Origin of the sequence: Streptomyces sp. NPDC053493, from assembly GCF_044544825.1 — a bacterium.
GTDB lineage: Bacteria > Actinomycetota > Actinomycetes > Streptomycetales > Streptomycetaceae > Streptomyces.
Window position 1 is genome coordinate 613,086 of sequence record NZ_JBITXS010000003.1, and the last position, 23,556, is coordinate 636,641.

Genomic DNA, 23,556 nt, shown 5'->3' on the forward strand with positions numbered 1-23,556 from the left:
CGCCGTGCTGCCGCCGGTCGCACCCGACCGACCGGGCCGAGCGGCCGGGCCGGCCGCCCCGCGGGGCGCGCCCCGCCGACCGCCCGACAGCCCCGCAGAAGGAGCCGACCCGCATGACCGCCGCCACCGCCGCCACCGCCTACCCCTGGAACCCGCAGCGCCCGGGCCCCATGCCGTACCACCGCTACCGGCCCTACCAGGACCGCGTCCACGTTCCCGAGCCCGCCGGCCGGGACTGGCCCGCCGCCCGGATCGAGCGGGCACCGCTGTGGGTCCCCGTCGACCTGCGCGACGGCAACCAGGCGCTCGCCGAACCGATGGACACCGCCCGCAAGCGCCGCTTCTTCGACCTGCTCGTCCGCACCGGATTCAAGGAGATCGAGGTCGGCTACCCGTCCGCCAGCCGCACCGACTTCGACTTCGTCCGCCACCTGGCCGGGCTGATCGCCTCGGGCGCCGTGCCCGACGACGTCACGCCCGTCGTCTTCACGCCCGCCCGCGCCGAGCTGATCGAGCGCACCTTCACCTCCCTCGACGGCCTGCCCAAGGCCGTCGTCCACCTCTACATCCCCACCTCACCCGTCTGGCGCGACACCGTCCTCGGCCGCGACCGCGCCCAGGTGCGCGCCACCGTCGAAGAGGCCGCCACCCTCATGGCCCGGCTCGCCGACGCCCGGCCCGAGAGCCACATCCGCTTCCAGTTCGCGCCGGAGACCTTCAACCTCACCGAACCCGACTTCGTCCTGGAGCTGTGCGACGCCCTGACCGAGCTGTGGGACGCGAGCCCCGACCGGCCGGTCACCCACAACCTGCCCGCCACGGTCGAGATCTCCACGCCCAACGTGTACGCCGACCAGATCGAGTACATGCACCGCCACCTGGCCCGGCGCGACAGCGTGATCCTCTCGGTCCACCCGCACAACGACCGCGGCACCGGCGTCGCCTGCGCCGAACTCGCCGTCCTCGCCGGCGCGCAGCGCGTCGAGGGCTGCCTCTTCGGCAACGGCGAACGCACCGGCAACGTCGACCTGGTGACCCTGGCCCTCAACCTCTACGCCCAAGGCGTCGACCCGATGCTCGACCTGAGCGACATCGACGCCGTCCGCGCGGTCGTCGAGGAGTGCAACCGCCTGCCCGTCCACCCCCGCCACCCCTACGCCGGCGACCTCGTCCACACCGCCTTCTCCGGCACCCACCAGGACGCCATCAGCAAGGGCCTCGTCCGGCACGCCAAGGACGCGGCCGACGCCGGACTCGATCCCGCGCTGGCGCCGTGGGCCGTGCCGTACCTGCCGATCGACCCGGCCGACATCGGCCGCAGCTACGAGGCCGTCATCCGGGTCAACTCCCAGTCGGGCAAGGGCGGAGTCGCCTACCTGCTGCGCACCCACCACGGCGTCGACCTGCCCGAGCGCCTGCGTCCCGAGTTCTCCGCCGTGGTGCAGGAGGCCACCGACGCCCACGGCCGGGAGGCGACCGCCGACGAGCTGTACGAGCTGTTCCGCGCCACCTACCTCGCGCCCGGCGAAGACCTCGGCCCGAACGCCGGCCACGGCCCGGGCCGCGACGCCGGCCGCGGCGCCGGCCACGACTCGGACCGCGCCGCCGTTGGGGGCGCGGGCCACGACGCCGGTGCGGCCACGGGGCAGGAACAGCCCGTGCGCCTCGAGGAGTGGACCACCACACCCGCCCCGGAAGGACAGCCGCACCGCTTCGCCTGCGTCCTGACCGCCGGCGGACGCACCGCCGCGTACGAGGGCCACGGCAACGGACCGCTCTCCGCGTTCGCCGACGCCCTCGCCCGCGCCGGAATCACCGTCGACGTACTGGACTTCGCCGAGCACTCCACCGGCCCGGGCGCCTCCGGCGACGCCGTCGCCTACGCCGAGTGCCGGGTCGACGGGCGAACGGCATGGGGCGCGGGCCGCGACCCCTCGGTCCTCGGCGCCTCCGTCCGGGCCGTCGTGTCGGCCGTCAACCGCGCCCGCCGCGACGGACGTACGGCCCGATGAGCGAGCGGCCGCCCGTTCTCACCGCCGACGCGGTCCACGTCGTCCGCGACGGCCACGCCCTGCTCGGCGACGTGTCGCTCACCGTCCGCGCCGGCGAGCACTGGGCCCTCCTCGGCCCCAACGGAGCCGGCAAGACCACCCTGCTCAGTCTGCTCGGCGCGCAGGTCCACCCGACCCGCGGCCGGGTGGAGGTCCTCGGCCACCGGCTCGGCCGCACCGATCTGCGGGCCCTGCGCGCCCATATCGGCCACGTCGACCCACGCCATCCGCTGCGTTCGGCACCACGGCTGCGTGAGGTCGTCCTCACCGGGCTCACCAACTCTCCTGAGCGCCCGCCCCGTTGGGAACCGACCGCCGACCAGCTCGCCCGCGCCGACGCGCTCGTCACCACCCTCGGCCTCGCCGACCGCGCCGGTGCCCGCTGGCCCACCCTCTCCCAGGGCGAGCGCGGCCGGGCCCTGATCGCCCGCGCCCTCATGCCGGCACCGCGGCTGCTCCTGCTCGACGAACCGGCCACCGGACTCGACCTGCCGGGCCGCGAGCAGCTCCTCACCGCCCTCGACGCGCTCGCCGCCGCCCATCCCCGGCTCGCGACCGTCCTCGTCACCCACCACCTGGAGGAGCTGCCCACGGCCACGAGCCACGCGCTGCTGCTCCGGGAAGGCCGGGCCCTCGCCCAGGGGCCCGTGGGCGAGGTGCTGCGCGACGAGCTGGTGGGCGCCTGCTTCGGGCTGCCGCTCACCCTCGGCCGGGACGAGGGCCGGTGGAGCGTACGAGCCGACCGGAGCGCGCGGGCCGACCCGAGTGCCCGGGCCGCCCGCAGCGCCCTCGCCGGCCGGGACCCGGGCGCCGAGCCGCGCACGGAGCCGACTACCCGTCATACCTGAGAGCTACCCGCGGGGTTGGCTCCCTGGCGGGACGCCGACCACAAGCAGCGCCGCCTACCGTCCGTAACGGAAAGAACCCCGGTACGGAAGGACCCTCATGGCGCCCCTCCCGCGCGGCGACCGCCGCGCACCCTCCCTCGACCGCGCCGACCGCGCCACCCGCGCCGGCCGGCCCGGTCGCGTCCGCCGCACCGTGCTCGCCGCGCTCGTCACCGCCGCCGTGGCCGTGCCGGTCGCGGGAGCCGCCCGGCCGGCCGAGGTCCCGGCGCCCGCGCCGGCGGCCACCGCGCCGCTGACCGCCACCGAGCCGACGGCGCTCGCCGCCCAGCTCGACGCGCGGTACGCGGCCGGGCGGACGGCCCTGCGGGCCGCCGAGCGGACCGCGGACGCCTACGGCGCCCACCGGCGGGCCGCCTCGCTGCACGCGATGGCGGCCCCCGGACGCCAGGTCCTCTCCTTCGACGGCCGCGACGGCGGCCGCGGCGTCGAGGTCGTCGGCGACCTGGCCCGCGCCGACCGGATCGCGGTCCTCGTCCCCGGCGCCGACACCGGCCTCGACACCGGCTACGCCCGCCTCCGGTCCGGCGCCGTCGCCCTCCACGACACCCTCCGCGACGAGTTCGGCGCCCGGGCCGCCGTCGTCACCTGGCTCGGCTACCGCCCGCCGGCCACCGGCAGCGCCGCCTCCCTCACGCCCGGCCGCGCCGACCAGGCCGCGCCACGGCTCCGCGCCTTCGTCCGGGAACTCAGGAACGTCCGGCCCGACGCCCGGATCACCCTGCTCGGCCACTCCTACGGCTCCGTCGTCTGCGCGCTCGCGGCCGACGGCCTGCCCGCCGACGCCGTCGTCCTCTACGGCAGCCCCGGCACCACCTTCGACCGCGCCGCGGACCTGCGGGCCCGCGCCGTCGTCTGGGCCGGCCGGGCCGCCGGCGACTGGACCGCCGACGTGCCCCACGTCGGCCTCACGCTCCTTCCCGGGACCGAACTCGGTTTCGGCGCCGACCCCATGGACCCGGCCTTCGGAGCCCGCCGCTTCGCCGCCGGCGACGGCGGACACAGCGACTACCTCACGCCCGGCTCCGTACCGCTGCGCAGCCTCGCCCTCATCACCGACGGACGGGAGCCCGCCCGTGCCTGACCTCCGCACCCTCGCCGCCCGCATATCCGCCGCCACACCGGCCGGCCGCGACCGCGCCCTGGACGCGCTGCGCGCCTTCGCCATCCTCGGTGTGGTGCTCGGCCACTGGCTCGTCACCGCCCTCGTCGTCGACAGCGGCACCGTGCGCACCGAGAGCCCGCTCGGCCACCTGCCCGAACTCACCCCGGTCTCCTGGGCGTTCCAGACCCTCGCCGTGTTCTTCCTCGTCGGCGGACACGTCGCCGCCCGCGGGCACGCCGCCGCGCGCGCCCGCGGCGAGAGCCACGGCCGGTGGATCGCCGCCCGGCTCGGCCGGCTCTTCCGTCCGGTCGTCCCGCTGCTCGCGCTCTGGCTGGTCGCCACCGTGGTCATGCTCGGCTGCGGAGTGCCCTGGCAGACCCTCCACACGCTCGGCAAGCTCGTGCTGTCCCCGCTGTGGTTCCTGCTCGTCCTCGCCGCCCTCACCGCCGCGACGCCGCTCGTGGCGCGCGTCCACCCGCTGTGGCCGCTCGCCGTCGTCCTCCACGTCGACCTGGTCCGCTTCGGCTTCGACGGCCCGCAGTGGCTGGGCTGGCTCAACCTGCCGGCCGGCTGGCTCGTCCCGTACTGCCTGGGCGCACTCCTCGCCCGCCGCGGCCCGCTTTCCACGCGCGCCGCCTGGACGCTGCTGCTCGGCGGCGCCGGCGCGGCCGCTCTCCTCGTCGCCTTCGCCGGCTACCCCGGCTCCATGGTCGGCGTGCCCGGCGCCGCCGTCTCCAACCTCAACCCGCCCACCCTCGCCGCCGTCTGCTTCGGCCTCGCCCAGTCCGGGGCGGCCGTGCTGCTCCTCGGCCCGCTGCGCCGCGCGCTGCGCCGGCCCGTCGCCTGGGCGGCCGTGGCCCTGCTCAACCTCTGCGCCATGACCGTCTTCCTCTGGCACCAGACCGCGATGATCGCCGTCACCGCGGGCGGCCTGCTCACCGCCGGCCGCCTCGGCCACGGCCCGCTGACCGGACTGCACACCGTGCCCGACGGCTACGACTGGGTGCTCGCCCGGCTCGGCTGGCTGCCGCTCTTCGCCCTCGCGCTGCTGCTCTGCGGCGCCGCCTTCCACGCGTACGAACGCACCGCCGCCCGCGCCACCACGTCCCGCACGCCCCGCACACCGGACCTGCGGCCCGTGCACAGGCCCCACGCGAGGACGGAGGCACGAGGTGCCTAGGCTGTGGCGAAACGATGCGAGGACGGGCGACGCACGGGCCCGTGACGCCCGGACCCGTGAGCGGGCCGGCGACGTACGGTCGGTGGGCGGACAACGGACCGGCAGGGGGAGCACGGTGGGGGACACGGCACGGTGGGAGGGCGCGCTGCGCGCGGTCCCGGGCGTCCTGCGCGCCGACCTGTGGCCCGGGCGCCGCGACCCGCTGCCCCGCCACCGGCACCTCGGGCGGCTCGCCCACGGCCACGTGGTGCTGTTCTGCGTCCTCATGGGCATCTGGGAGACGAACCTCCACGAGCGCCTCATGGACCCGGCGCCCGGCGCCGTCTCGCTGCTCGTCGTCGTCCAAAGCGCCGCGCCCGTCCTCGCGCTCACCCGGCCCGCCGCCGCCCTGTGGGTCTCCTCGGTCGCGCTCGCCCTGACCGCCGCGCTGACCTCGGCGGTCTTCGGCGCCGCCTGGCCGTGGAGCGTTCCGGCGATCGCCCTGCACACCCTGGTGCTCCTGCTGCTGTCCCTGCGGGTGCGGCCCGCCGCCGCCGTCGGCGCGCTCGGCGTCTCCCTGCTCACCGGTGTCGGCGCCCTCGTCCCGCACGGTGTCCCGCAGCTGCTGACGCTGCCGCACGGCGCCGTCGCCTTCAGCACCGCGACCGTGCTCGGCTGCTCGCTGCGCGCCACCCGTGTCTCGCGCAGCCGTCTCGTCGCGCAGGAGGAGCTCACCGCCGAGGAACGCGCCCGGCGCGCCCTCCTGGAGGAGCGCGGACGGATCGCCCGCGAGCTGCACGACGTCGTCGCCCACCACATGTCGGTCATCTCCATCCAGGCCCAGGTCGCCCCGCATCTCGTCGCCGATCCGTCGCCCGAGCTCCGCGAGAACCTGGCCGGCATCCGGCAGAACGCGGTCGACGCGCTCACCGAACTGCGCCGGGTGCTGGGCGTGCTGCGCGGCGACGGTGCCGAGGGCGACGCCGCCGCGGGTGTCCGCTACGCGCCGCAGCCCACCCTCGACCGGCTCGGCGAGCTCCTCGCCAACGTCCGCGCGGCCGGCCTGGACGTGACCGCCGAGACCGGCGGCACCGCCCGGCCGCTGTCGCCGGGCGCCGAACTCTCCGCGTACCGCATCGTCCAGGAGGCGCTGAGCAACGCGATGCGGCACGCGCCCGGGGCCCGGGCCACCGTCGAGACCCGCTACCACCCGGGCGGACTGACCGTCCGGATCACCAACACCGCGCCGGTGCGCACCGCGACGACACCGGAACCGGGCCGCGAGCCCGGCCACGGCCTGCTCGGCATGCGCGAACGCACCGCCATGCTGGGCGGCGAACTCGCCGCCGGACCCACTCCCGACGGCGGCTGGGAGGTCACCGCCACCCTGCCCGCACCCCGGTCGGCCACGCCGCGGCCTCACGAGCAGCACGGGCAGCACGGGCAGCACGAGAAGCACGAGAAGCACGAGAAGGACGGTTCATGAGCGACGACATCAGGGTTCTCATCGCGGACGACCAGAGCATGGTCCGGCAGGGCTTCACCGTCCTGCTCAACGCGGAACCCGGCATCGAGGTCGTCGGCCAGGCCGCCGACGGGGCCGAGGCGCTGACCCGCGCCGCCGAACTGGCCCCTGACGTCGTCCTGATGGACATCCGCATGCCCGGCATGGGCGGCATCGAGGCCACCCGGGCGCTCACCGCTCCCGCCGACGCCACCGTCAAGGTGCTGGTCCTCACCACCTTCGACCTCGACGAGTACGTCTACGAGGCGCTGCGGGCCGGCGCCTCGGGCTTCCTGCTCAAGGACGCGTCGGCCGAGGAACTCGCCCAGGCGGTAAGGGTGGTGGCGCGCGGCGACGCCCTGCTCGCGCCGCACGTCACCAAGCGGCTGATCGCCGAGTTCTCCCGGCTGAGCCCGGTGCCGAGAGCCCCGCTCATGGACCGCGTCGGCGCCCTGACGGAGCGCGAGACCGAGGTCCTCACGCTCATCGCCCAGGGCCTGTCCAATGCGGAGATCGCCGCTCGCCTCGTCGTCGCCGAGCAGACCGTGAAGACCTATGTGAGCCGCATCCTCGGCAAGCTGTCGCTGCGCGACCGGACGCAGGCCGCCGTCCACGCGTACGAGACGGGTCTGGTGCGCCCCGGCGGGCAGTGACGCCCGCTCCGGAGGCGCGCGGGTGCCCCGGACGCGGGACGGCCCCCGCCGGCGGGCCGCGGCTCCCGCGAGGGAACCGGGCCCGGCGGCGAGGGCCGGGAGCGGCGGCCGTCGAGCGGTCCTCAGGCCGCCTTCAGGCCGCCGTCACGCCGCCGTCGCCCTCAGGCGGTCGGCGGGACGCCGGACGGGCGGCCCGAGCCACGCGTCAGGACGTAGCCGCCGATGCCCGCGAGGGCCGCGAGCACGCCGCCGGCGGCGGTCCACAGCCAGCGGTCCGACCACCAGCCGGAGGACCAGCCATCCTCGGGCGCCCGCGCCTCCACCGTCTCCGGTGTGGTGGCGCCGGGCACCAGCGGTACGGAGAGCGCGCCGTCCGTGGCGTACGCGCCGCCGGTGTCCTTCGAGGTCGCCCCGAGCCGGGCCGAGAACGGCTGGCCCGAGTCCTCCTCGGGCAGCCCGGTCACGGTCAGCCGGACGAAGTAGCTGCCCGGGAGCGGGTCGTTCGACCAGGTGTCCGCGGCGGCCCGGACCGGGCGCAGGGTGCAGGCAAGCTCCACCGTCGCGGCCTCCTTCGCCGCGGTGCGGGCCTGCATCCCGTACATGCACGGCTGGCGCCTGCGCAGCCCGTCGTACACGTCGATGCGCCAGGCCGACGGGCCGTGCCGCAGCGCCGCGTCGGGCAGCGTGACGGTGGCGGTGACGGTCGGCCGCTGGCCGGTGTCGGCGGGGAACACCCAGTACAGGTAGTCGCCCGTGGACGCCTGCGCGGTGGCCTGCTGTCCCTGCCGGAAGAAGGCGGCGGTACGGAAGGAGGTGCCGGCCTCCGTCGGCCCGGCCTGCTCGGCCGCGCCGCTCGCGCTGCCGCTCGGGGTGGGCGTGGCCGAGTCGGCGAGGCCGGCCGGCGCGGCCGGGCCGAGGAGCGCGGCGCCCGCGAGCGCGAGGCCCGCGGCGAGCCGCCGGAGGGCGTGCCCGGTGCCCCGGGCCGTGGTGCGCGCGGTGTGCGCGGTGGCGCGTCCGGTCTCCCGGGCATCGGTGCCGTGTGCGGTGTCTCGTACGGTGTGCGACATCAGTGGGTCCTCCAGACGGCGACGCGCCAGCGGGACAGCCAGCCCCAGACGAGGCCGCCGAGGAAGCCGGCGAGCACCAGCGCGCCGAGCAGCCACCAGCCGCGGCCGAGGCCGAAGGAGGCCACGTCGGAGGCGGAGCCGGGACCGTCGACGACGTCGACGGCGAGTTCCACCGGCATGCCGGGCGTGGTCTTCACCGACGGCGGAGCGGAGAAGGAGTTGCTGACCTGGAGGCAGACGGTCTCGGCGGCGGACTTGGTGTCGTCGTCCATCGCCTCGTCGTCCTCCTTCTTCGGATAGCGCAGGCCCGTCGAGATCACGTCGGTGCGCCCGTCGCCCGCCTCGGAGCCGCGGACGATCTCCCGGCCGTGCAGGGTGACGGCCCGCAGCAGCACGCCGTAGTCGTTGTTGACGGCCCGGTCGGCGGAGATGCTCACCGAGGCGCGCAGCTCCTGGCCGGGCAGCACGTCGACGCGGTACCAGCGGTGGCGGCCGAAGGACTGCCGGTCGGTGTACAGGCCCGGCTTCAGCACCGGCGCGTCGGCGCAGCGCTCGGCGCCGTTGGTGGCGACCGGCGTGACGACCGGGTCGGCCGCGCGGTCGACCAGCTGGCGCACCCGGCCCGAGAGCTCCTCGGTGCGGTGCACGGAGGTGTAGGTGCCGCCGGTGGCCTCGGCGATGCACATCAGCTGGCGGCGGGTCTTGACGTCCGGGACCAGGCCGAGGGTGTCGATGACCAGGTGGATGCCCTGGGCTGCGATGTCCCGGGCCACCTCGCACGGGTCGAGCGGGGCGCAGGTGTCCTCGCCGTCGGTGATGAGGACGATCCGCTTGGTGGCCTCACCGCCCTTGAGGTCCTCGGCGGCGCCGAGCAGCGCGGGCCCGATGGGCGTCCAGCCGGTCGGGGCGAGGGTGGCGACGGCCGTCTTGGCCTCGGTGCGGTCGAGCGGGCCGACCGGGTAGAGCTGCCGGGTGTCCTTGCAGCCCCGCTTGCGGTCCTGGCCCGGATAGTCGGCGCCGAGGGTGCGTATGCCGAGCCGCACCTCCTGCGGGACCGCGTCCAGGACCTCGTTGAAGGCCTGCTTGGCCGCGGTCATGCGGGACTGTCCGTCGATGTCGCGCTGGCGCATCGAGCCGCTGACGTCGAGCACCAGCTCGACCTTGGGGGATTCCTTGGCGGAGTCCGTGGCCGCCGGTCCGTCGTCGGCGACGGCGCCGGTCGGGAGCAGCCCGACGGTCAGGGCGGCGAGCAGTGCGCAGGCCCCGGTCGCCAAGCGTTGTCTCGTGATCATCGGAGGATCGTAGGGATGATCGTCCGGCAATCCAAAACCGGGCCGGTGCTAGGTCGTTTCTTTCGGATCAGGCCGGATCAGCGAGCGGCGTCCGGTGTCGTGCATCGCAAGGCGGAGGAGGGAAGCGATGCGGTGGGGGCACCTCCCAGCGGTAGCTGGGGGACATCGGCGACCGACGACAACGCGGCGAGGTGCGGCGCCGGGCGTCGGGAGCCCGGCAAGATCCGGAAGAGACGGCCTAGGCGCTGAGCGGCGGTCAGGACTGGCTGTTGAGGAAGCCGATCGCCGTCGCGCCCCACCAGCCGAGCTGGCTGATGGCGGCCGCCGCGCCGGAGCGGACGAGCAGCCGGCGGGGCACCGCGCCGTGCTCGCGGAAGCGTTCGAGGAGTTGGCCGAGCCGGTGCGCGTGGAGGCCGTTGAGGGTGACGGCGAGGACGAGGCCGAGCTTGACGAGGGTGAGCGGGGAGCCGAGGTCGGGGCGCAGGAAGAGACCGGTGACGGTCAGGCCGCCCAGCCCGGCCCATATGGGCGTCTGGAGCGCGCACGCGGTGTCGAGGACGCCCGCGAGCGGACGGCGCCCGGTCAGCCAGAGCATCGCCAGCCAGTCCACGGCGAGCACCGAGCCGAGTCCGGCGACCAGGCTCGCCACGTGCAGGAAGCGGGCCGCGGTCTGGAGCGTCAGGTCCGCGTGCACATGCCCTGCGGTCCAGCACGAGGCCGCCAGGACGACCGTGGCGAGCAGACCCGCGAGCGCGAGCAGCCAGCCGGGTGTGAGTTCGCCGAGCGGTTCCTCGTGCGCTGCCGCGTCCGCGGTGACGGCGGTGATACGGGGCGGACGCGGCTGGGATCTCGGCATGTCGGCAGGTCTTTCGATGGCGTGAAACGGAGGTTAGGTAAGGCGAAGCTAAGTGTCACTTGTGTTCACGTCAAGTTGATCGTGACCTGCGTCCCACGCCCCGGACGAGGACCTTCGCCGCCCCGCCCGTGGCATACCGTGAGGGCGGACCGACACCGGGAGGACGAATGACCGGGACACGGGAGGCCGACCCCACCGCGCCGCCCGCCCAGGGTCGCGGCTGGCTCCGCGACCAGGTCTGCGAGGGACTGCGCGACCGCATCATCACCGGGCGGCTGAGGCCCGGCGACCGGCTCGTCGAACGCGACGTCGCCGAGGACTTCGGCGTCTCCCGCGTCCCGGTCCGCGAGGCCATCCGCATCCTCATCGGCGAGGGCTTCCTCCAGGCCGTCTCCCAGCGCCGGATCGTGGTCCGCCGGATGACCCGGCAGGACGTCGAGAACCTCTTCGACATGCGCGAGGCCCTGGAGGTCCTCGCCGTCCGCCGCGCCACCGAGCACCGCACCACGGGCCACCTCGACACCCTCGCCCGGCTGCTCGGCGAGGCACGTGCCGCCACCGACGCCGGAGGCCCCGAACGCCTCTCGCGCGCCAACGCCGCCTTCCACGGCCAGATCGTGGCCATGTCGCGCAACGAGCTCCTCGTCACCACCCTCGAATCCCTGGAGGGCCGGCTGCGCTGGCTCTTCCAGCAGGTCGACGAGCCCGGCCCGCTGTGGGAGGAGCACCGGCTGCTGTACGAGGCGATCGCGGCGGGCGACGCGAACGCCGCCGAGCGGCTCGCCCTGCACCACGTGCGCCACTACCGCGAGGTGGCGCTGCGCCTGCTCTTCGCGGACTGACCGGCAAGATCCCCGGCGGCCGGCGGGACCCTCAAGCGGTGCTCGGGGCGGGTGAAGCCGTCAGTCCTGCGCGGCCAGGCGCCGTACCTCGGCCAGCGCCTCGTCCACCGCCGCCGGGATGTCCGTCACCGGGAAGCGCGCGTGCCGCACCGTGCCGTCACGGTCGACGACCAGCACGCTCCGTTTCAGTCGCAGCAGTTGTCCGGCGCGGAAGGTGGGCAGGCGCAGGGCGGCGGCGAGGCGGAGGTCGACGTCGGAGAGGAGGGTGAAGGGAATGTCCTCCTGCCGCGCGAACACGCGCTGTTCGTCCGGGCGTTGGGTGCTGACGCCGTGCACCTCAGCGCCCGCGTCGCGGAAGTCCCCGTAGGCGTCCCGGAAGAGCCGGTTCTCCAGCGTGCAGCCGACGGTGCCGGGGATGTCCGACCAGCCCTCCGGCAAGGGGCCGGGGCTCCCGGTCGCCGGATAGCAGAACAGGACGGTGGCCACCGCGTCGGCCACCGGGTCGACCGGAGCGCCGTCCCGGTGACCGGGCAGCCGCAGGCGCGGCAGACGCCGGCCCGTCAGGTCCGCGACGCGCTGTGCCTCCGCGCTCGTCTCGTCGGCGGTGCCACTGAGGGAGCCGTCGCCGAGGAGCCAGCGGTCGGCCCAGTCCTGCATCGACAGCAGGACCGGCAGCAGCCCCCGGCCGCTCTCGGTCAGCCGGTACTCGTGCCGCGTCGGCCGCTGCTGGTACGGCACCTTCTCCAGCACGCCCGTCTCCACCAGGTGCGAAAGGCGCTCGGTGAGCACCTTCCGCGAGATGCCCAGCTCCTCCTGGAGCGCGTCGAACCTGTGGTGCCCGCGGGCGGCCTCCCGGACCAGGAGCAGGCTCCACCAGTCGCCGACCACCGCCGCCGCCTGCGCGATCGCGCAGGCGGCGTCCCGCTCGGGAACCGACCTCATCACCCTGTCTCCACTTCTGCGCGCACGGCGGCCGCTCGTCGGGACCATGTTGCGCCATGAGGTGGGTTCCGTATAGAAACTCACCCGGAACTAGTGAGTTCCCAAAAGAGACTAACAAGACCGGGGGGCGCCGCATGGGTGGAGCACAAGCGATCCAGAAGCACGACCGACGCGACGACGAACGGGAGACCTCCTCACCGGGCGTCTTCTGGCGCTTCTGGGCCGCCGCCACCGTCAGCGGCGCGGGCACCGCCGTCACCGCCCTCGCCCTGCCGCTCGTCGCCCTCACCGTTCTGGACGCCACCGCGTTCCAGGTCGCCCTGCTCGCCGCCGCCGGGCAGGTCTCCTGGCTGCTGCTCAGCCTCCCGGCGGGCGTCCTCGTGCAGCGCGTGCCACTGCGCCGACTCCAGGTCACGCTCGACCTCGTGCGGTGCGCGGCGCTCGGATCCCTGCCGCTCGCCTGGTGGCTCGGCACGCTCACGTATCCGCACCTGCTGGTGGCGGCGCTCGTCACCGGCTCGGCGACCGTGCTGTTCGACATCGGCAACTCGACCTTCCTGCCCGCCGTCGTCCCCGCCCGGCAGCTGGCCGCCCGCAACAGCGTCATGTCGGGCACGCACGCCGTCACCGACACCGGCGGCCCCTCCCTCGGAGGCGTCCTGATCGGCGCGACGGGCCCGGTCGGCGCGCTCGTCGTGGACGCCGCCAGCTATCTGACCTCCGCCGTGCTCCTGCGCACCCTCCCCGAGAGCCGCCCCGGGCCCCGCACCGGCGAGAGCGCGCTGCGGCTGATGCGCGAGGGCTGGCGGTACGTGACCGGGCACCCGGTCATGCGGCCCTGCATGATCTGGGCGACCGCCGCCAACTTCCTCAACGCGGCCCTCGTCGCCCTCACGCCCCTCTACCTGGTCCGCGAGGCCGGCCTCGACCCCGTACAGCTCGGTCTCGTCCTCGCCATGGACGGGGTCGGCGCCCTCGCCGGCGCGGCCGTCGCGGTCCGGGTGACCACCCGTCTCGGTACCGCGTGGGGCGTGATCGCGGCCGACCTGACCGGCGGCGCGCTGCTCCTGCTCGCCCCGCTGACCACGTCGGCGGGGGACGCGTACTGGTTCGCCCTGGGCAACGCCGGCTTCGCCTTCGGCACCGTCATCGGTTCGATCACCACCCGCACCTACCGGCAGACCCAGTCGCCGCCGGAGCTGCTGTCCCGCGTGATGGCCACGGTCCGCTTCGTCTCCTGGGGCGCGCTGCCGCTCGGTGCGCTCACCGCCGGCCTCCTCGCCGCCCGGTTCGGCGCCCATGACGCGCTCTGGACCGTCTGCGCCGCCGCCCTCCTGCCCCCGCTCTACCTCTTCTCCACCACGGTGGGCCGCCACCGCGACCTCGTCTGACGCCCTGACGGCGCGACGCCGTGCCCAGGAGCCCGGTCAGCGGTGCTCGGGGTTCTCGAAGTCGAAGCGACAGCCGGCGTCCCACTCGGAACGCTGGTTTCCGTGGGCGGGGATGCCGCCGGCGTCCTTGAGCATCCGCGCCAGGTGGAGCTGGTTCCAGGTCATGAAGGTGGTGTTGCGGTTGGTGAAGTCGTTGTCCGGCCCGCCGGAGTCGGGGTCCAGATACGACGGGCCCGGGCCGGCCTCGCCGACCCAGCCCGCGTCCGCCTGCGGCGGGATGACGTACCCGAGGTGCTGGAGGCTGTAGAGGACGTTCATCGCGCAGTGCTTGGCGCCGTCCTCGTTGCCGGTGATCAGGCAGCCGCCCACGCGACCGTAGTAGGCGTACTGGCCGTGCTCATTGAGGATCGACGAGCAGGCGTACAGGCGCTCGATCACCTGCTTCATGACCGAGGAGTTGTCGCCCAGCCATACGGGTCCGGCCAGGGTGAGGATGTCCGCGGCCATCACCTTCGAGTAGATCACGGGCCACTCGTCGGTCTCCCAGCCGTGCTCGGTCATGTCCGGCCACACGCCGGTCGCGATGTCGATGTCCACCGCCCTGAGCACCTCGACCCGCACGCCCTGGCGCTCCATGATCCCGGTGCTGATGTCGATCAGCCCCTGCGTGTGGCTGCGCTCCGGGGAACGTTTCAGGGTGCAGTTGATCACCAGCGCGCTCAGGTCGGCGTACGACGTCGTTGAGTCCGGCACGGAATCCTCCTCCATAGGCTCCGGGGCCCGGACGCGGCGGACGAGGCACCGGAGATCTCCCGGCCCAGCTCACCAGGCCTTCGCCCCGGGCGCTCGCGGAACTGCGCCGGTCGCCTGACGGTCCGCCCTCCGGTCCGCCGGCCAGGGCCGTCGGCCCGCGCACCGCCCCGGGCCGGGCCTACCTCACCCGGGCCGCGCCTGTCATTCCGTAAGGTTCCGGATTCCCCACCGGGTGAGCGTCTGGCTACCGTCCGAACCGCCTGTCACACGGCGGCCGGACGAACCGCCGCCGCGCTTCCCCAGGAGGTCACGTTGACCGCGCACCACCCCACCCGCAGGAACATCCTCAAGTCCGCCGGCGGGCTCACCGCCGCCCTGGCGCTGGGCGCCGGCGGCGTGCTCGCGGCGGCGCCCACGGCCGCGGCGGCCGGCGACGGCTTCGGCCTGCGCATCGTCGAGCGCAACGAGAACGACCCCCGGATGTGGTACTACCGCTTCCAGACCGACGCCATCGGCTGGAACCCCGCCGTCAACGTCCTGCTGCCCGACGACTACCACGGGAGCGGACGCACCTATCCCGTCCTCTACCTGCTGCACGGCGGCCTCGAGGACTTCATCACCTTCGACGCCCACCACAACATCCGGGGCCTGACCGCCGGCAAGGGCCTGATCGTCGTGATGCCCGACGGCGGGCGCGCCGGCTGGTACTCCAACCCGGTCAGCTCGGCCGTCGGCCCGCGCAACTGGGAGCACTTCCACATGGCGCAGCTGCTGCCGTGGGTCGAGGCGAACTTCCGCACCTACGCCGAGTACGACGGGCGCGCCGTCTCCGGCTTCTCCATGGGCGGCTTCGGCGCGCTGAAGTACACCGCCAAGTACTACGGGCACTTCGCCTCCGTGAGCGCCCACTCCGGCCCGGCCAGCCTGCGCGGCAGCGGCGGCGCGGTCACCCACTGGGCCAACCTCTCCTCGGCGGCGGTGGAGCTCGGCGGCGGCAGCGTCTACGGCATGCCCTTCTGGGACGAGGCGCGGGTCAGCGCCGACAACCCGATCCAGCGCATCGAGAGCTACCGCAACAAGCGGGTGTTCCTCGTCGCCGGCACCAGCCCCGAAGACATCCAGGGATACGCCAACGAATCCGTGGTGCTCGACACCCAGCGCGAGTTCAAGGCAAACCTCGACCGCGTGGGCATCCGGCACGAGTCCTACGAGGTGCCCGGCGGCCACTACGTGCGCCCGGACCTGCTGGAGCGGGACATCAACGGCGTCATCGACCGCCTGCGCAAGGCGTGACGGGGGAGGACGGCACGTGTTCCCCGGTCTTCCCCGACGCGCGCTGCGCGTCCTGCTCGCCGCGACCGCGGCCCTGACACCCGGACTCGTGGCGACCTCACCGGCCGCCGCGCAGACCACCGGCTCCGCCACGGCCTGCCCGGCCTCCGGCTACGTCTCGCAGCACTATCACAGCGGCCACAACGGCGTGGACATCGCCAACGACATCGGAACGCCGATCTACGCCGTGAGCGACGGCGAGGTGACCCACTCCGGCCCCGCCGACGGCTACGGCCAGTGGATCCGCATCCAGCACCCCGACGGCAAGATCTCCGAGTACGGACACATGTACGAGCGCGACGTCTCCGTCGGCGACCATGTCGTGGCCGGCCAGCAGATCGCGCTGATGGGCCAGGAGGGCAACTCCACCGGCCCGCACCTCCACCTGCGGATCTGGGGCGACCCGTCCGCCACGTACGGCATCGACCCGGAGCCCTACCTCGCCGAGGGCGGCGTCGACCTGCCCTGCGTCCCCGGTACCGGACCGCGTCCCACCCCGCTGGTCCATCCGGCGGAGTCGGGCCGGGTGGTGTCGGCGCGGTCGGCGGACGGTCGTCTGGAGGTGTTCGCGGCGGGTGCGGACGGTGTGCACCACGCGTGGCAGACGAGTGTCAACGGTGCCTGGTCGGAATGGGAGCGCCTGGGTGGTCCGGGTGGTGCGGAGCTGGCGATCGGTTCGAACGCGGACGGCCGTTTGGAGATGTTCGCGATCAACGGGAGCACCTTCCAGCACCGGTATCAGCTCTCGCCCTCGGGCGGCTGGTCCGGTTGGGAGAACTTCGGTGGTGGTGGCAAGGACATCGCGGTCGGTGCGAACGGTGACGGTCGGCTCGAGGTCTTTGCCTCGGGTCCGGTGGGCGTCTTCCATCGGTATCAGACGGCGGCGAACGGCGGCTGGTCGGAGTGGGAGCCTGCCGGTGGTGGTCCGGCGAACGGCCGGATCGAGATGGAGAAGTCGCCCGACGGGCGGCTGGAGGTCTTCGCGCTCAACGGTGACGTGTTCCAGCACCAGTACCAGACGGCGGTCAACGGCGGCTGGTCGGCGTGGGAGAACTTCGGCGGCGGCGGTCGCGACCTGACCCTGGATCACAACCAGGACGGTCGGCTTGAGGTCTTCGCCTCCGGTCCGGTCGGCGTCTTCCACAAGTACCAGACCAGCCCGACCAGCTGGTCGGACTGGGAGCCCACCGGCGGCCCCGCCGACTCCCAGCTCAGCAGCCAGCGCACCGCGGACGGCCGCGTCGAGGTCTTCGCCATCAACGGCAGCGTCGCCCAGCACACCTGGCAGACCGGCCTCAACGCGCCCTACGGCCCGTGGGACACCTTCGGCACCGGCGGCAGCGAGATCGCGGCGACCGCCAACGACGACGGCCGGATCGAGGTCTTCGGCACCAGCGGCGCCGGCGTCTACCACAAGTGGCAGACCGGCTTCGCGACCTGGTCCGACTGGGCCTGGCTCAACTCCACCTCCGGCCCCGCCGTCAACTGAGGAGACACAGCAGGTGAGTACCGTGCAGCGCGCTCGCAGAGCGCCCCACCGCGTCGTCCTGTCGGCGCTCGTCCCGCTGCTCCTCGCGGCGGGCGTCCTGGCCGGCGCCTCGCCCGCCTACGCCGCGCCGAGCGACCTGTGCGCCCGGACCGGCTACGACGCGGGCTTCCGCGGCGACAGCCTGGTCACCGCCGTGGCCGTCGCCCTCGCGGAGTCCAGCTGCAACCCGTCGGCCACCAACGTCCAGAACAACACGCCCCCGTCCAGGGACCGCGGTCTGTGGCAGATCAACGACTACTGGCACCCCGAGGTCGACGACGCCTGCGCCTACGACGCCCAATGCAACGCCAACGCCGCCTTCGAGATCTCCAACGGCGGCACGAACTGGCAGCCCTGGTCCACCTACAACCAGGGCATGCACTGGCGGCACATGGACGAGGCCCAGGCCGCCGTGGACCGGCTCGGCCACCACGAACCCGGACCTCGGCCGCTGGTCTATCCGGCGGAGTCGGGGCGGGTGGTGTCGGCGCGGTCGGCGGACGGTCGTCTGGAGGTGTTCGCGGCGGGTGCGGACGGTGTGCACCACGCGTGGCAGACGAGTGTCAACGGTGCCTGGTCGGAGTGGGAGCCCTTGGGTGGTCCGGGTGGCGCGGAGCTGGCGATCGGTTCGAACGCGGACGGCCGGCTGGAGATGTTCGCGATCAACGGGAACACCTTCCAGCACCGGTATCAGCTCTCGCCGTCGGGCGGCTGGTCCGGTTGGGAGAGTTTCGGTGGTGGCGGCAAGGACATCGCCGTGGGTGCGAACGGTGACGGTCGGCTCGAGGTCTTCGCGTCCGGGCCGGTGGGGGTGTTTCACCGGTATCAGTCGGCGGCGAACGGCGGCTGGTCGGAGTGGGAGTCCGCGGGCGGTGGTCCGGCGAACGGCCGGATCGAGATGGAGAAGTCGCCGGACGGTCGGCTGGAGGTCTTCGCGCTCAACGGTGACGTGTTCCAGCACCAGTACCAGACGGCGGTCAACGGCGGCTGGTCGGCGTGGGAGAACTTCGGCGGCGGCGGTCGTGACCTGACCCTGGATCACAACCAGGACGGGCGTCTGGAGGTCTTCGCCTCCGGTCCGGTCGGCGTCTTCCACAAGTACCAGACCGGCGCGACCAGCTGGTCGGACTGGGAGCCCACCGGCGGCCCCGCCGACTCCCAGCTCAGCAGCGAACGCTCGCCCGACGGCCGGGTCGAGGTCTTCGCCATCAACGGCAGCGTCGCCCAGCACCTCTGGCAGACCGGCGTGAACGCGCCGTACGGCCAGTGGGAGTCCTTCGGCACCGGCGGCGCGGAAGTCACCGCCGCGGCCAACGCCGACGGCCGGATCGAGGTCTTCGGCACCAGCGGCGCCGGCGTCTACCACAAGTGGCAGACCGGCTTCGCGACCTGGTCCGACTGGGCCTGGCTGAACTCGACGTCCGGTCCCGCCGTCAACTGACCCCGCCCGGGACCGCCTTGGTCCCTCCGGAGAAGAGTCATGCATCCGATCAGCAGGCGGCGCCTGCTGCGTACGGCCGGAGCGGGAGCGCTCGTGCTCCCGCTCCCGGCCCGTACCGCCACGGCCGCCACCGCCGCCACGGCCGCCACCGCCGCCACGGCCGCCACCGCGGCCACCGCACCCACGCCGTTCTCCGCCGCCGACCCGCCGCACCGCTGGATCGACGCCGGCCCCCTCACTCCCGTGTACGACCCCTCCACCGCCGGCCGGCGGCGCTACCTCAACGACCACACCCTCGTCCGGGCCGACGGCCGCTGGCACCTGTTCGGCATCGTCGGCGACAGCGCGGCACCCGGCGAGGCGCCGGACAGCGCCGCCGAGATCGCCTTCGCGCACGCCTCCGCCCCCGACCCGTACGGCCCGTGGACCACCCATCCCGACGCGCTCACCGTGGACCCCGCCTACCACGGCGAACAGCACCTCTGGGCCCCGCACGTCGTCGCGGCCGACGGCCTCCACCGGATGTTCTACGCCGCCGGCGGCGAGGCCGGGGCCGCGATCAACCTCGCGACCTCCACCGACCTGTTCACCTGGACCCGGGTGCCCTCCGGCCCGCTCTTCCGCGGCATCGCCGCGCGCGACCCGATGGTCCTGCGCATCGGCGGCGAGTGGGTCATGTACTACACCGAGCTCTCCGCCGACGGCCACCACCTGGTCTGCCACCGCCGCTCCGCCGACCTGCTGCACTGGAGCGGGCCCGGCACCGCCTTCGCCGACGAGAGCACCACCGCCACCGGCGTCTCGGTCACCGAGTCGCCGTACGTCGTGGAACGGGAGGGCTGGTACTACCTGTTCATCGGGCCGCGCGGCGGCTACGACGGCACCGACGTGCTCGCCTCCCGCGATCCCTTCCGCTTCACCCTCGACGGCTACGCCGGCCATGTGCCCGGCCACGCCGTCGAACCGGTCACCGACGGGCAGCGGTGGTACGCGAGCGCCGCCGGCTGGTTCCACCGCGGCCTGTCGGTGGCGCCGCTGCGCTGGCAGGACACGCCACCCGTGTGGCAGAGCCCGGACGACCCCGTCGCCGCCCTGGACGTGCACGGCCGCCTGACCGTGTTCGCGCTCGCCGCCGGCGACCGCTCGATGCTCCGGCGCGTCCAGCTCGATCCGGACACCGACACCTGGTCCGACTGGGAGGAGTTCGGCGGCCCGGCCGGCGCGGTCCCCACGCTCGGCCGCAACGTCAACGGCCGCCTGGAGGTCTTCTCGCTCGCTCCCGGCGGCGTCAACCTGCACCACCGGGTGCAGCGGCCGGACGGCGGCTGGTACGACTGGGAGGAGTTCGGCGGTCCGGCCGGCGCCGCGCCCGCCGTCGCCCGCAACGCCGACGGCCGGCTCGAGGTCTTCGCCTTGAGCCCCGCCGGCACCCTCGTGGCCCGGCGCCGCCAGGGGTCGCCCGGCTCGCTGACCTGGGACCCGTGGGACGCGGGCTTCGGCGGCCCGGCGGGAGCGCCGCCGGTCGTCGCGGCGAACGCCGACGGCCGCCTGGAGGTGTTCGCCCTCGCGCCCGGCGGCGCGGCGCTCCTGCACCGCTGGCAGGAGACGCCGGGCGGCGCCTGGGCGCCGTGGAGCCGCTTCGGCACCGCGGCCGGCGCGGCGCCGCGCGTGACGCGCGACGGCAGCGGCCGCCTCACCGTCACCGCCGTCGGCCCCTCCGGAGTGGCGGCCTTCCAGCGGCGCCAGTCCGTGCCGAGCGGCGGATGGGACGACTGGCAGCCGCTGTTCGGCTGGTCGGCGGCGGCACCGCTGCTCGTCGCCGGCGCCGACGGAAGACTGGAGGCCCTTACCCTCGCTCCCGGCGGCGAACGGCTCGACCACCGCTGGCAGCTCGCGCCCGGCGGTGCCTGGAGCGCGCCCGAGGACTTCGGCGAACCCGGTGTCGTGCTCGCCCGCACCCCGTCCGCCGCGGCCGACGCGACCGGCCGGGTCCACGTCTTCGCCGTCACCGCCGAAGGCCGGGTGCGCACCCGCGTACAGGAACGGCCGAGCGGCGGCTGGCGGCCCTGGACCGCGTTCGGAGACCGAGCCGTGGCCACCTGAGCCCGAGCCTGAGCCGCCCCGAGGTGTTCCCGGCGTGCCCGGAAGCGCCTCGAGGTGTTCCGGCGTGCCCGGAAGCGCTCCGAGGTGTCCTGAGCTCCTTCCCACTCCCCGCGGTTCCCGCGACACCCCGTTCGTCCCCGCCCGAAGTGGCCGATGCCACGCGGTGAATCCGCGTGCGCAGGCGGTAACGTTCGGTGTGTCGGGCAAGGCGGGTCGACACCCGGAACGGGGACGGGGGAGCGGTGAGGGGTATTGTCGTGCACCTGCCGGAGGGCAACGGCGGCGGCGACGCGCTGACCCTGCGGCTCGGTCCCGGGGAGCGCGCGCGGTTCGGGCGCGGCTCGACGCGCACACCGGTCGAACTCCGGCTCGCCGACGAGGCGGTGTCCCGTCTGGCCGGCGAGATCCGCGCGACCGACGACCACTGGCAGCTCAGCAACCTCAGCACCACCCATGGCTATCTCGTGGAGAACCCGGAAGGCGCCGGCGAGTACCTCAGGGTGCCGCCGCGCCGGGTCGGCGCGCCGATCCCGTTCGAGTTCTCCCGCGTGGTGCTGCCCTCGCGCCGCGACACGCCGGTCTCCTTCCAGGTGTTCGCGCCCGACCACGTCTATCTGGACCCGCACGCGCTCGGCGGCGGCTCCTGGGAGAGCCGCACCCTCACCGCGTACTCGCTCGACGAGACCGCCACGTACTTCCTCGTCCTCGTCGCCCTCTGCGAGCCCTGGCTGCGCGACCGGTCACCGGCCGCCGTGCCCACCACCCCGCAGGTCGTCGAACGGCTCCGCGGCCACGCCGCCCGCGCCAGGATCACCGCCCGTGCGGTCAGCGCGCACATCGACTACCTCGCCGACGAGAAGCTCCGCATCGGCGCCCCCGCGGCCGACTCCGCCGGCCGGGCGGACCGCAGGAACGGCAAGCGCGAGGCCGTCGTCGGCCTCGCCCTGAAGTTCGGGATCGTACGGGAGGAGCACCTCGCCCTCTTACCGCCGCGCGCCGAGCCGGCCGAGCGAGGGCGGTAGGGCGCGGTGACCACGCACGACCCGGCCGTGTCGTGGGACAGCGACGGGCCCGAACTCCTGCCGCGCGGCCACCGGATCGGCGCCTGGACCGTCGAGGAGCCGATCGGCGCGGGCGGCTGGGCCACGGTCTACGCGGGGCGGGCCGCGGACCGGCGGAGGCAGCGCGGGGGAGCGGCCGGGGAAGACCTCGGGGAAGACCCCGGGGAGGACCTCGGGGAGGACCCCGGGGAGGACGTCGGGGAAGACTTCGGGGAAGAGGTCGCCCTCAAGGTCATGCCGACCGCCGGGCTCGCGCCGCGCCAGGCCCGCAACGTGGCCGAATCCGCCCGCCGAGAGGTCGAACTCGGCCGCACCGCGGGCCATCCGAGGCTCGTCCGGCTCCTCGACTCGCTCGTCCTGAGCGCCCCGGACCGGCCGTCCCTCGACGGCGCGATCGTCCTCGTCATGGAACGCGCCCGATGCAGCCTGCGCGAGCTGCTCGCCACCGGCGTCACCGAGGCCGAGGGCGGCCGGCTCGTCGCCGGCATCTGCGAGGGCCTGGCCCATCTGCACCGCAGCGGCTGGGTGCACACCGACCTCAAACCGGAGAACATCCTCATCGGACGGGACGGCGAGGTGCGGCTCGCGGACTTCGGCCTCGCCATCGAACTCACCGGCACCCACGGCTGGACCGCACCCGTCGGCACCCTGGACTACCTGCCGCCCGAGCGGTGGCGGGAGCCGCTCGCCGAGCGGGGCGTCCAGGTCCGGCCCAGCGCCGACGTCTGGGCGCTCGGCATCGTCGTCCACGAGGTGTTCGCGCGGGGCGCGTTCCCGTTCCCCGGCGCCACGCCGACGGCGCGGGGCGCCGCCGTGCAGGAGTACGCCGAGGGCCGCGCGCCGTTACGGATGGACCACGCCCTGCCGGACTTCTGGCGGGACCTCGCCGCCGACTGCCTCGCACCCACCCATGCCGCCCGCGCCCCGCACACGGCCGAGAGCCTCCTCGCCCGCATCCGGGCCCACGAGGCCGGGCGGCCCGACACGGGCCGCCCGGCGGCGCACCGCCCCACGACCGACCGGCCGCACACCACCCGGCCCGCGACGGAACCACTCTCCGCCGCCCGGCCCGCGCCGGGCCGGCCACGCACCGCCCGGCCTCGCCCGGGCCGCCGGCGTCGGCGTGCCGTCGCCCTGCTCGCGGCCGGTGTCTGCGCGGCGGCGGGCGCCGTGCTCGGGGCGGCGGCGCACTTCGCCGCGGACGATTCCGGCCGGAAGCCGGCCCAGGTCCGGGTGTTCAACGCCGAGCGCGGCTGCCAGGACCGCACGGACCGCGACCGGCAGTGCAGCCTGGGCCTCGCGATCGACCCGCTGCGGCCCTACACGGCCGAGAACGTCGTACCGACCCGGGTCTGGCACGGTGACGTCCTCGAAGCGGAGTGCCGGCTGCCGGAAGGCCTGCCCGTCATCGACGAGGAGGACCTGATCTCCACCGTCTGGTTCCGGATCCGCCTCCCGCGCACCCAGGCCTCCCAGGCCGCGGCGGCTCCCGCCACGGCCTGGCTCCCGGCCGTCCGCACGAAGGACCGCCCGAACCTGCCCCGCTGCCCTACTCCGTAGGAGCGGCCGTC

General features: G+C 74.5%; 19 protein-coding genes. 14 read left to right on the forward strand and 5 right to left on the reverse strand.

The features are described from left to right. The first annotated feature begins 113 nt into the window (after positions 1–113). The 6 genes from ACIGO8_RS12585 to ACIGO8_RS12610 all read left to right on the forward strand — a co-directional run bounded on the left by ACIGO8_RS12585 (position 114) and on the right by ACIGO8_RS12610 (position 7,377). On the forward strand, positions 114–2,012 hold the full coding sequence (locus ACIGO8_RS12585) for a 2-isopropylmalate synthase (protein ID WP_399728115.1): 1,899 nt from the start codon (positions 114–116) through the stop codon (positions 2,010–2,012). Further along, positions 2,009–2,899: an ABC transporter ATP-binding protein gene (locus ACIGO8_RS12590; protein WP_399728119.1), complete on the forward strand. Its 891-nt coding sequence runs from the start codon at positions 2,009–2,011 to the stop codon at positions 2,897–2,899. The genes ACIGO8_RS12585 and ACIGO8_RS12590 overlap by 4 nt, the downstream gene beginning before the upstream one ends. Positions 2,900–2,996: 97 nt before the next feature. Then, positions 2,997–4,040 carry an alpha/beta hydrolase gene (locus tag ACIGO8_RS12595; RefSeq protein ID WP_399728122.1) on the forward strand — a complete coding sequence of 348 codons (1,044 nt, stop codon included), beginning with the start codon at positions 2,997–2,999 and terminating at the stop codon, positions 4,038–4,040. Beyond that, complete coding sequence (locus ACIGO8_RS12600) at positions 4,033–5,241, forward strand: acyltransferase (RefSeq protein ID WP_399728125.1); 1,209 nt, start codon at positions 4,033–4,035, stop codon at positions 5,239–5,241. The genes ACIGO8_RS12595 and ACIGO8_RS12600 overlap by 8 nt, the downstream gene beginning before the upstream one ends. A 115-nt stretch (positions 5,242–5,356) precedes the next feature. Beyond that, the gene (locus ACIGO8_RS12605) at positions 5,357–6,706 is read left to right on the forward strand and encodes a sensor histidine kinase (protein WP_399728126.1); all 1,350 of its coding nucleotides are present in this window, start codon (positions 5,357–5,359) and stop codon (positions 6,704–6,706) included. Next, positions 6,703–7,377: a response regulator gene (locus ACIGO8_RS12610; RefSeq protein ID WP_399728129.1), complete on the forward strand. Its 675-nt coding sequence runs from the start codon at positions 6,703–6,705 to the stop codon at positions 7,375–7,377. Before ACIGO8_RS12605 ends, ACIGO8_RS12610 begins: the two co-directional genes overlap by 4 nt. 161 nt (positions 7,378–7,538) lie before the next feature. Here ACIGO8_RS12610 and ACIGO8_RS12615 read toward each other — a convergent pair whose 3' ends face one another. The 3 genes from ACIGO8_RS12615 to ACIGO8_RS12625 form a co-directional block, all read right to left on the reverse strand. Further along, on the reverse strand, positions 7,539–8,444 hold the full coding sequence (locus ACIGO8_RS12615) for a hypothetical protein (protein ID WP_399728132.1): 906 nt from the start codon (positions 8,442–8,444) through the stop codon (positions 7,539–7,541). Then, positions 8,444–9,736, reverse strand: coding sequence for a VWA domain-containing protein (locus tag ACIGO8_RS12620; protein WP_399728135.1), 1,293 nt, complete (start codon positions 9,734–9,736; stop codon positions 8,444–8,446). The genes ACIGO8_RS12615 and ACIGO8_RS12620 overlap by 1 nt, the downstream gene beginning before the upstream one ends. Positions 9,737–9,992: 256 nt before the next feature. Next, positions 9,993–10,592, reverse strand: a complete 600-nt coding sequence (locus tag ACIGO8_RS12625) for a hypothetical protein (protein WP_399728138.1) — start codon at positions 10,590–10,592, stop codon at positions 9,993–9,995. A gap of 167 nt (positions 10,593–10,759) precedes the next feature. Here ACIGO8_RS12625 and ACIGO8_RS12630 point away from each other — a divergent pair, with 167 nt between their 5' ends. After that, on the forward strand, positions 10,760–11,434 hold the full coding sequence (locus tag ACIGO8_RS12630) for a GntR family transcriptional regulator (RefSeq protein ID WP_399728141.1): 675 nt from the start codon (positions 10,760–10,762) through the stop codon (positions 11,432–11,434). A gap of 60 nt (positions 11,435–11,494) precedes the next feature. Here ACIGO8_RS12630 and ACIGO8_RS12635 read toward each other — a convergent pair whose 3' ends face one another. Next, positions 11,495–12,376 carry a winged helix-turn-helix transcriptional regulator gene (locus ACIGO8_RS12635; protein ID WP_399728144.1) on the reverse strand — a complete coding sequence of 294 codons (882 nt, stop codon included), beginning with the start codon at positions 12,374–12,376 and terminating at the stop codon, positions 11,495–11,497. A gap of 134 nt (positions 12,377–12,510) precedes the next feature. Here ACIGO8_RS12635 and ACIGO8_RS12640 point away from each other — a divergent pair, with 134 nt between their 5' ends. Beyond that, positions 12,511–13,767, forward strand: a complete 1,257-nt coding sequence (locus ACIGO8_RS12640; RefSeq protein ID WP_399728147.1) for an MFS transporter — start codon at positions 12,511–12,513, stop codon at positions 13,765–13,767. A gap of 36 nt (positions 13,768–13,803) precedes the next feature. On the opposite strand, the gene ACIGO8_RS12645 is transcribed toward ACIGO8_RS12640, so the two are convergent. Further along, positions 13,804–14,520 carry a flavodoxin family protein gene (locus ACIGO8_RS12645; protein WP_399728150.1) on the reverse strand — a complete coding sequence of 239 codons (717 nt, stop codon included), beginning with the start codon at positions 14,518–14,520 and terminating at the stop codon, positions 13,804–13,806. Between the two features lie 312 nt (positions 14,521–14,832). On the opposite strand from ACIGO8_RS12645, the gene ACIGO8_RS12650 reads away from it, so the two are divergent. The 6 genes from ACIGO8_RS12650 to ACIGO8_RS12675 all read left to right on the forward strand — a co-directional run bounded on the left by ACIGO8_RS12650 (position 14,833) and on the right by ACIGO8_RS12675 (position 23,545). After that, positions 14,833–15,813: an alpha/beta hydrolase gene (locus ACIGO8_RS12650; RefSeq protein ID WP_399728153.1), complete on the forward strand. Its 981-nt coding sequence runs from the start codon at positions 14,833–14,835 to the stop codon at positions 15,811–15,813. Positions 15,814–15,829: 16 nt separating this feature from the next. Then, positions 15,830–17,341, forward strand: coding sequence for a peptidoglycan DD-metalloendopeptidase family protein (locus ACIGO8_RS12655; protein ID WP_399728156.1), 1,512 nt, complete (start codon positions 15,830–15,832; stop codon positions 17,339–17,341). Positions 17,342–17,354: 13 nt separating this feature from the next. Further along, positions 17,355–18,821 carry a hypothetical protein gene (locus ACIGO8_RS12660; RefSeq protein ID WP_399728159.1) on the forward strand — a complete coding sequence of 489 codons (1,467 nt, stop codon included), beginning with the start codon at positions 17,355–17,357 and terminating at the stop codon, positions 18,819–18,821. 39 nt (positions 18,822–18,860) lie between these two features. Beyond that, positions 18,861–20,924 carry a family 43 glycosylhydrolase gene (locus ACIGO8_RS12665; RefSeq protein ID WP_399728163.1) on the forward strand — a complete coding sequence of 688 codons (2,064 nt, stop codon included), beginning with the start codon at positions 18,861–18,863 and terminating at the stop codon, positions 20,922–20,924. A 242-nt stretch (positions 20,925–21,166) separates the two neighbouring features. Further along, a complete protein-coding gene (locus ACIGO8_RS12670) occupies positions 21,167–21,946 on the forward strand; it encodes a serine/threonine protein kinase (protein WP_399728166.1) in 780 nt (259 codons plus the stop codon). Positions 21,947–21,952: 6 nt separating this feature from the next. Next, positions 21,953–23,545 carry a protein kinase gene (locus tag ACIGO8_RS12675; RefSeq protein ID WP_399728169.1) on the forward strand — a complete coding sequence of 531 codons (1,593 nt, stop codon included), beginning with the start codon at positions 21,953–21,955 and terminating at the stop codon, positions 23,543–23,545. Positions 23,546–23,556: the final 11 nt, after the last annotated feature.

Excerpts from the sequence above, each read along its gene's own strand:
- ACIGO8_RS12630 (WP_399728141.1), top strand. The coding sequence starts at position 10,760 with ATGACCGGGACACGGGAGGCCGACCCCACCGCGCCGCCCGCCCAGGGT.
- ACIGO8_RS12620 (WP_399728135.1), bottom strand. The coding sequence starts at position 9,736 with ATGATCACGAGACAACGCTTGGCGACCGGGGCCTGCGCACTGCTCGCC.
- ACIGO8_RS12665 (WP_399728163.1), top strand. The coding sequence starts at position 18,861 with ATGCATCCGATCAGCAGGCGGCGCCTGCTGCGTACGGCCGGAGCGGGA.
- ACIGO8_RS12625 (WP_399728138.1), bottom strand. The coding sequence starts at position 10,592 with ATGCCGAGATCCCAGCCGCGTCCGCCCCGTATCACCGCCGTCACCGCG.
- ACIGO8_RS12635 (WP_399728144.1), bottom strand. The coding sequence starts at position 12,376 with ATGAGGTCGGTTCCCGAGCGGGACGCCGCCTGCGCGATCGCGCAGGCG.
- ACIGO8_RS12610 (WP_399728129.1), top strand. The coding sequence starts at position 6,703 with ATGAGCGACGACATCAGGGTTCTCATCGCGGACGACCAGAGCATGGTC.
- ACIGO8_RS12640 (WP_399728147.1), top strand. The coding sequence starts at position 12,511 with ATGGGTGGAGCACAAGCGATCCAGAAGCACGACCGACGCGACGACGAA.
- ACIGO8_RS12615 (WP_399728132.1), bottom strand. The coding sequence starts at position 8,444 with ATGTCGCACACCGTACGAGACACCGCACACGGCACCGATGCCCGGGAG.
- ACIGO8_RS12585 (WP_399728115.1), top strand. The coding sequence starts at position 114 with ATGACCGCCGCCACCGCCGCCACCGCCTACCCCTGGAACCCGCAGCGC.
- ACIGO8_RS12595 (WP_399728122.1), top strand. The coding sequence starts at position 2,997 with ATGGCGCCCCTCCCGCGCGGCGACCGCCGCGCACCCTCCCTCGACCGC.
- ACIGO8_RS12590 (WP_399728119.1), top strand. The coding sequence starts at position 2,009 with ATGAGCGAGCGGCCGCCCGTTCTCACCGCCGACGCGGTCCACGTCGTC.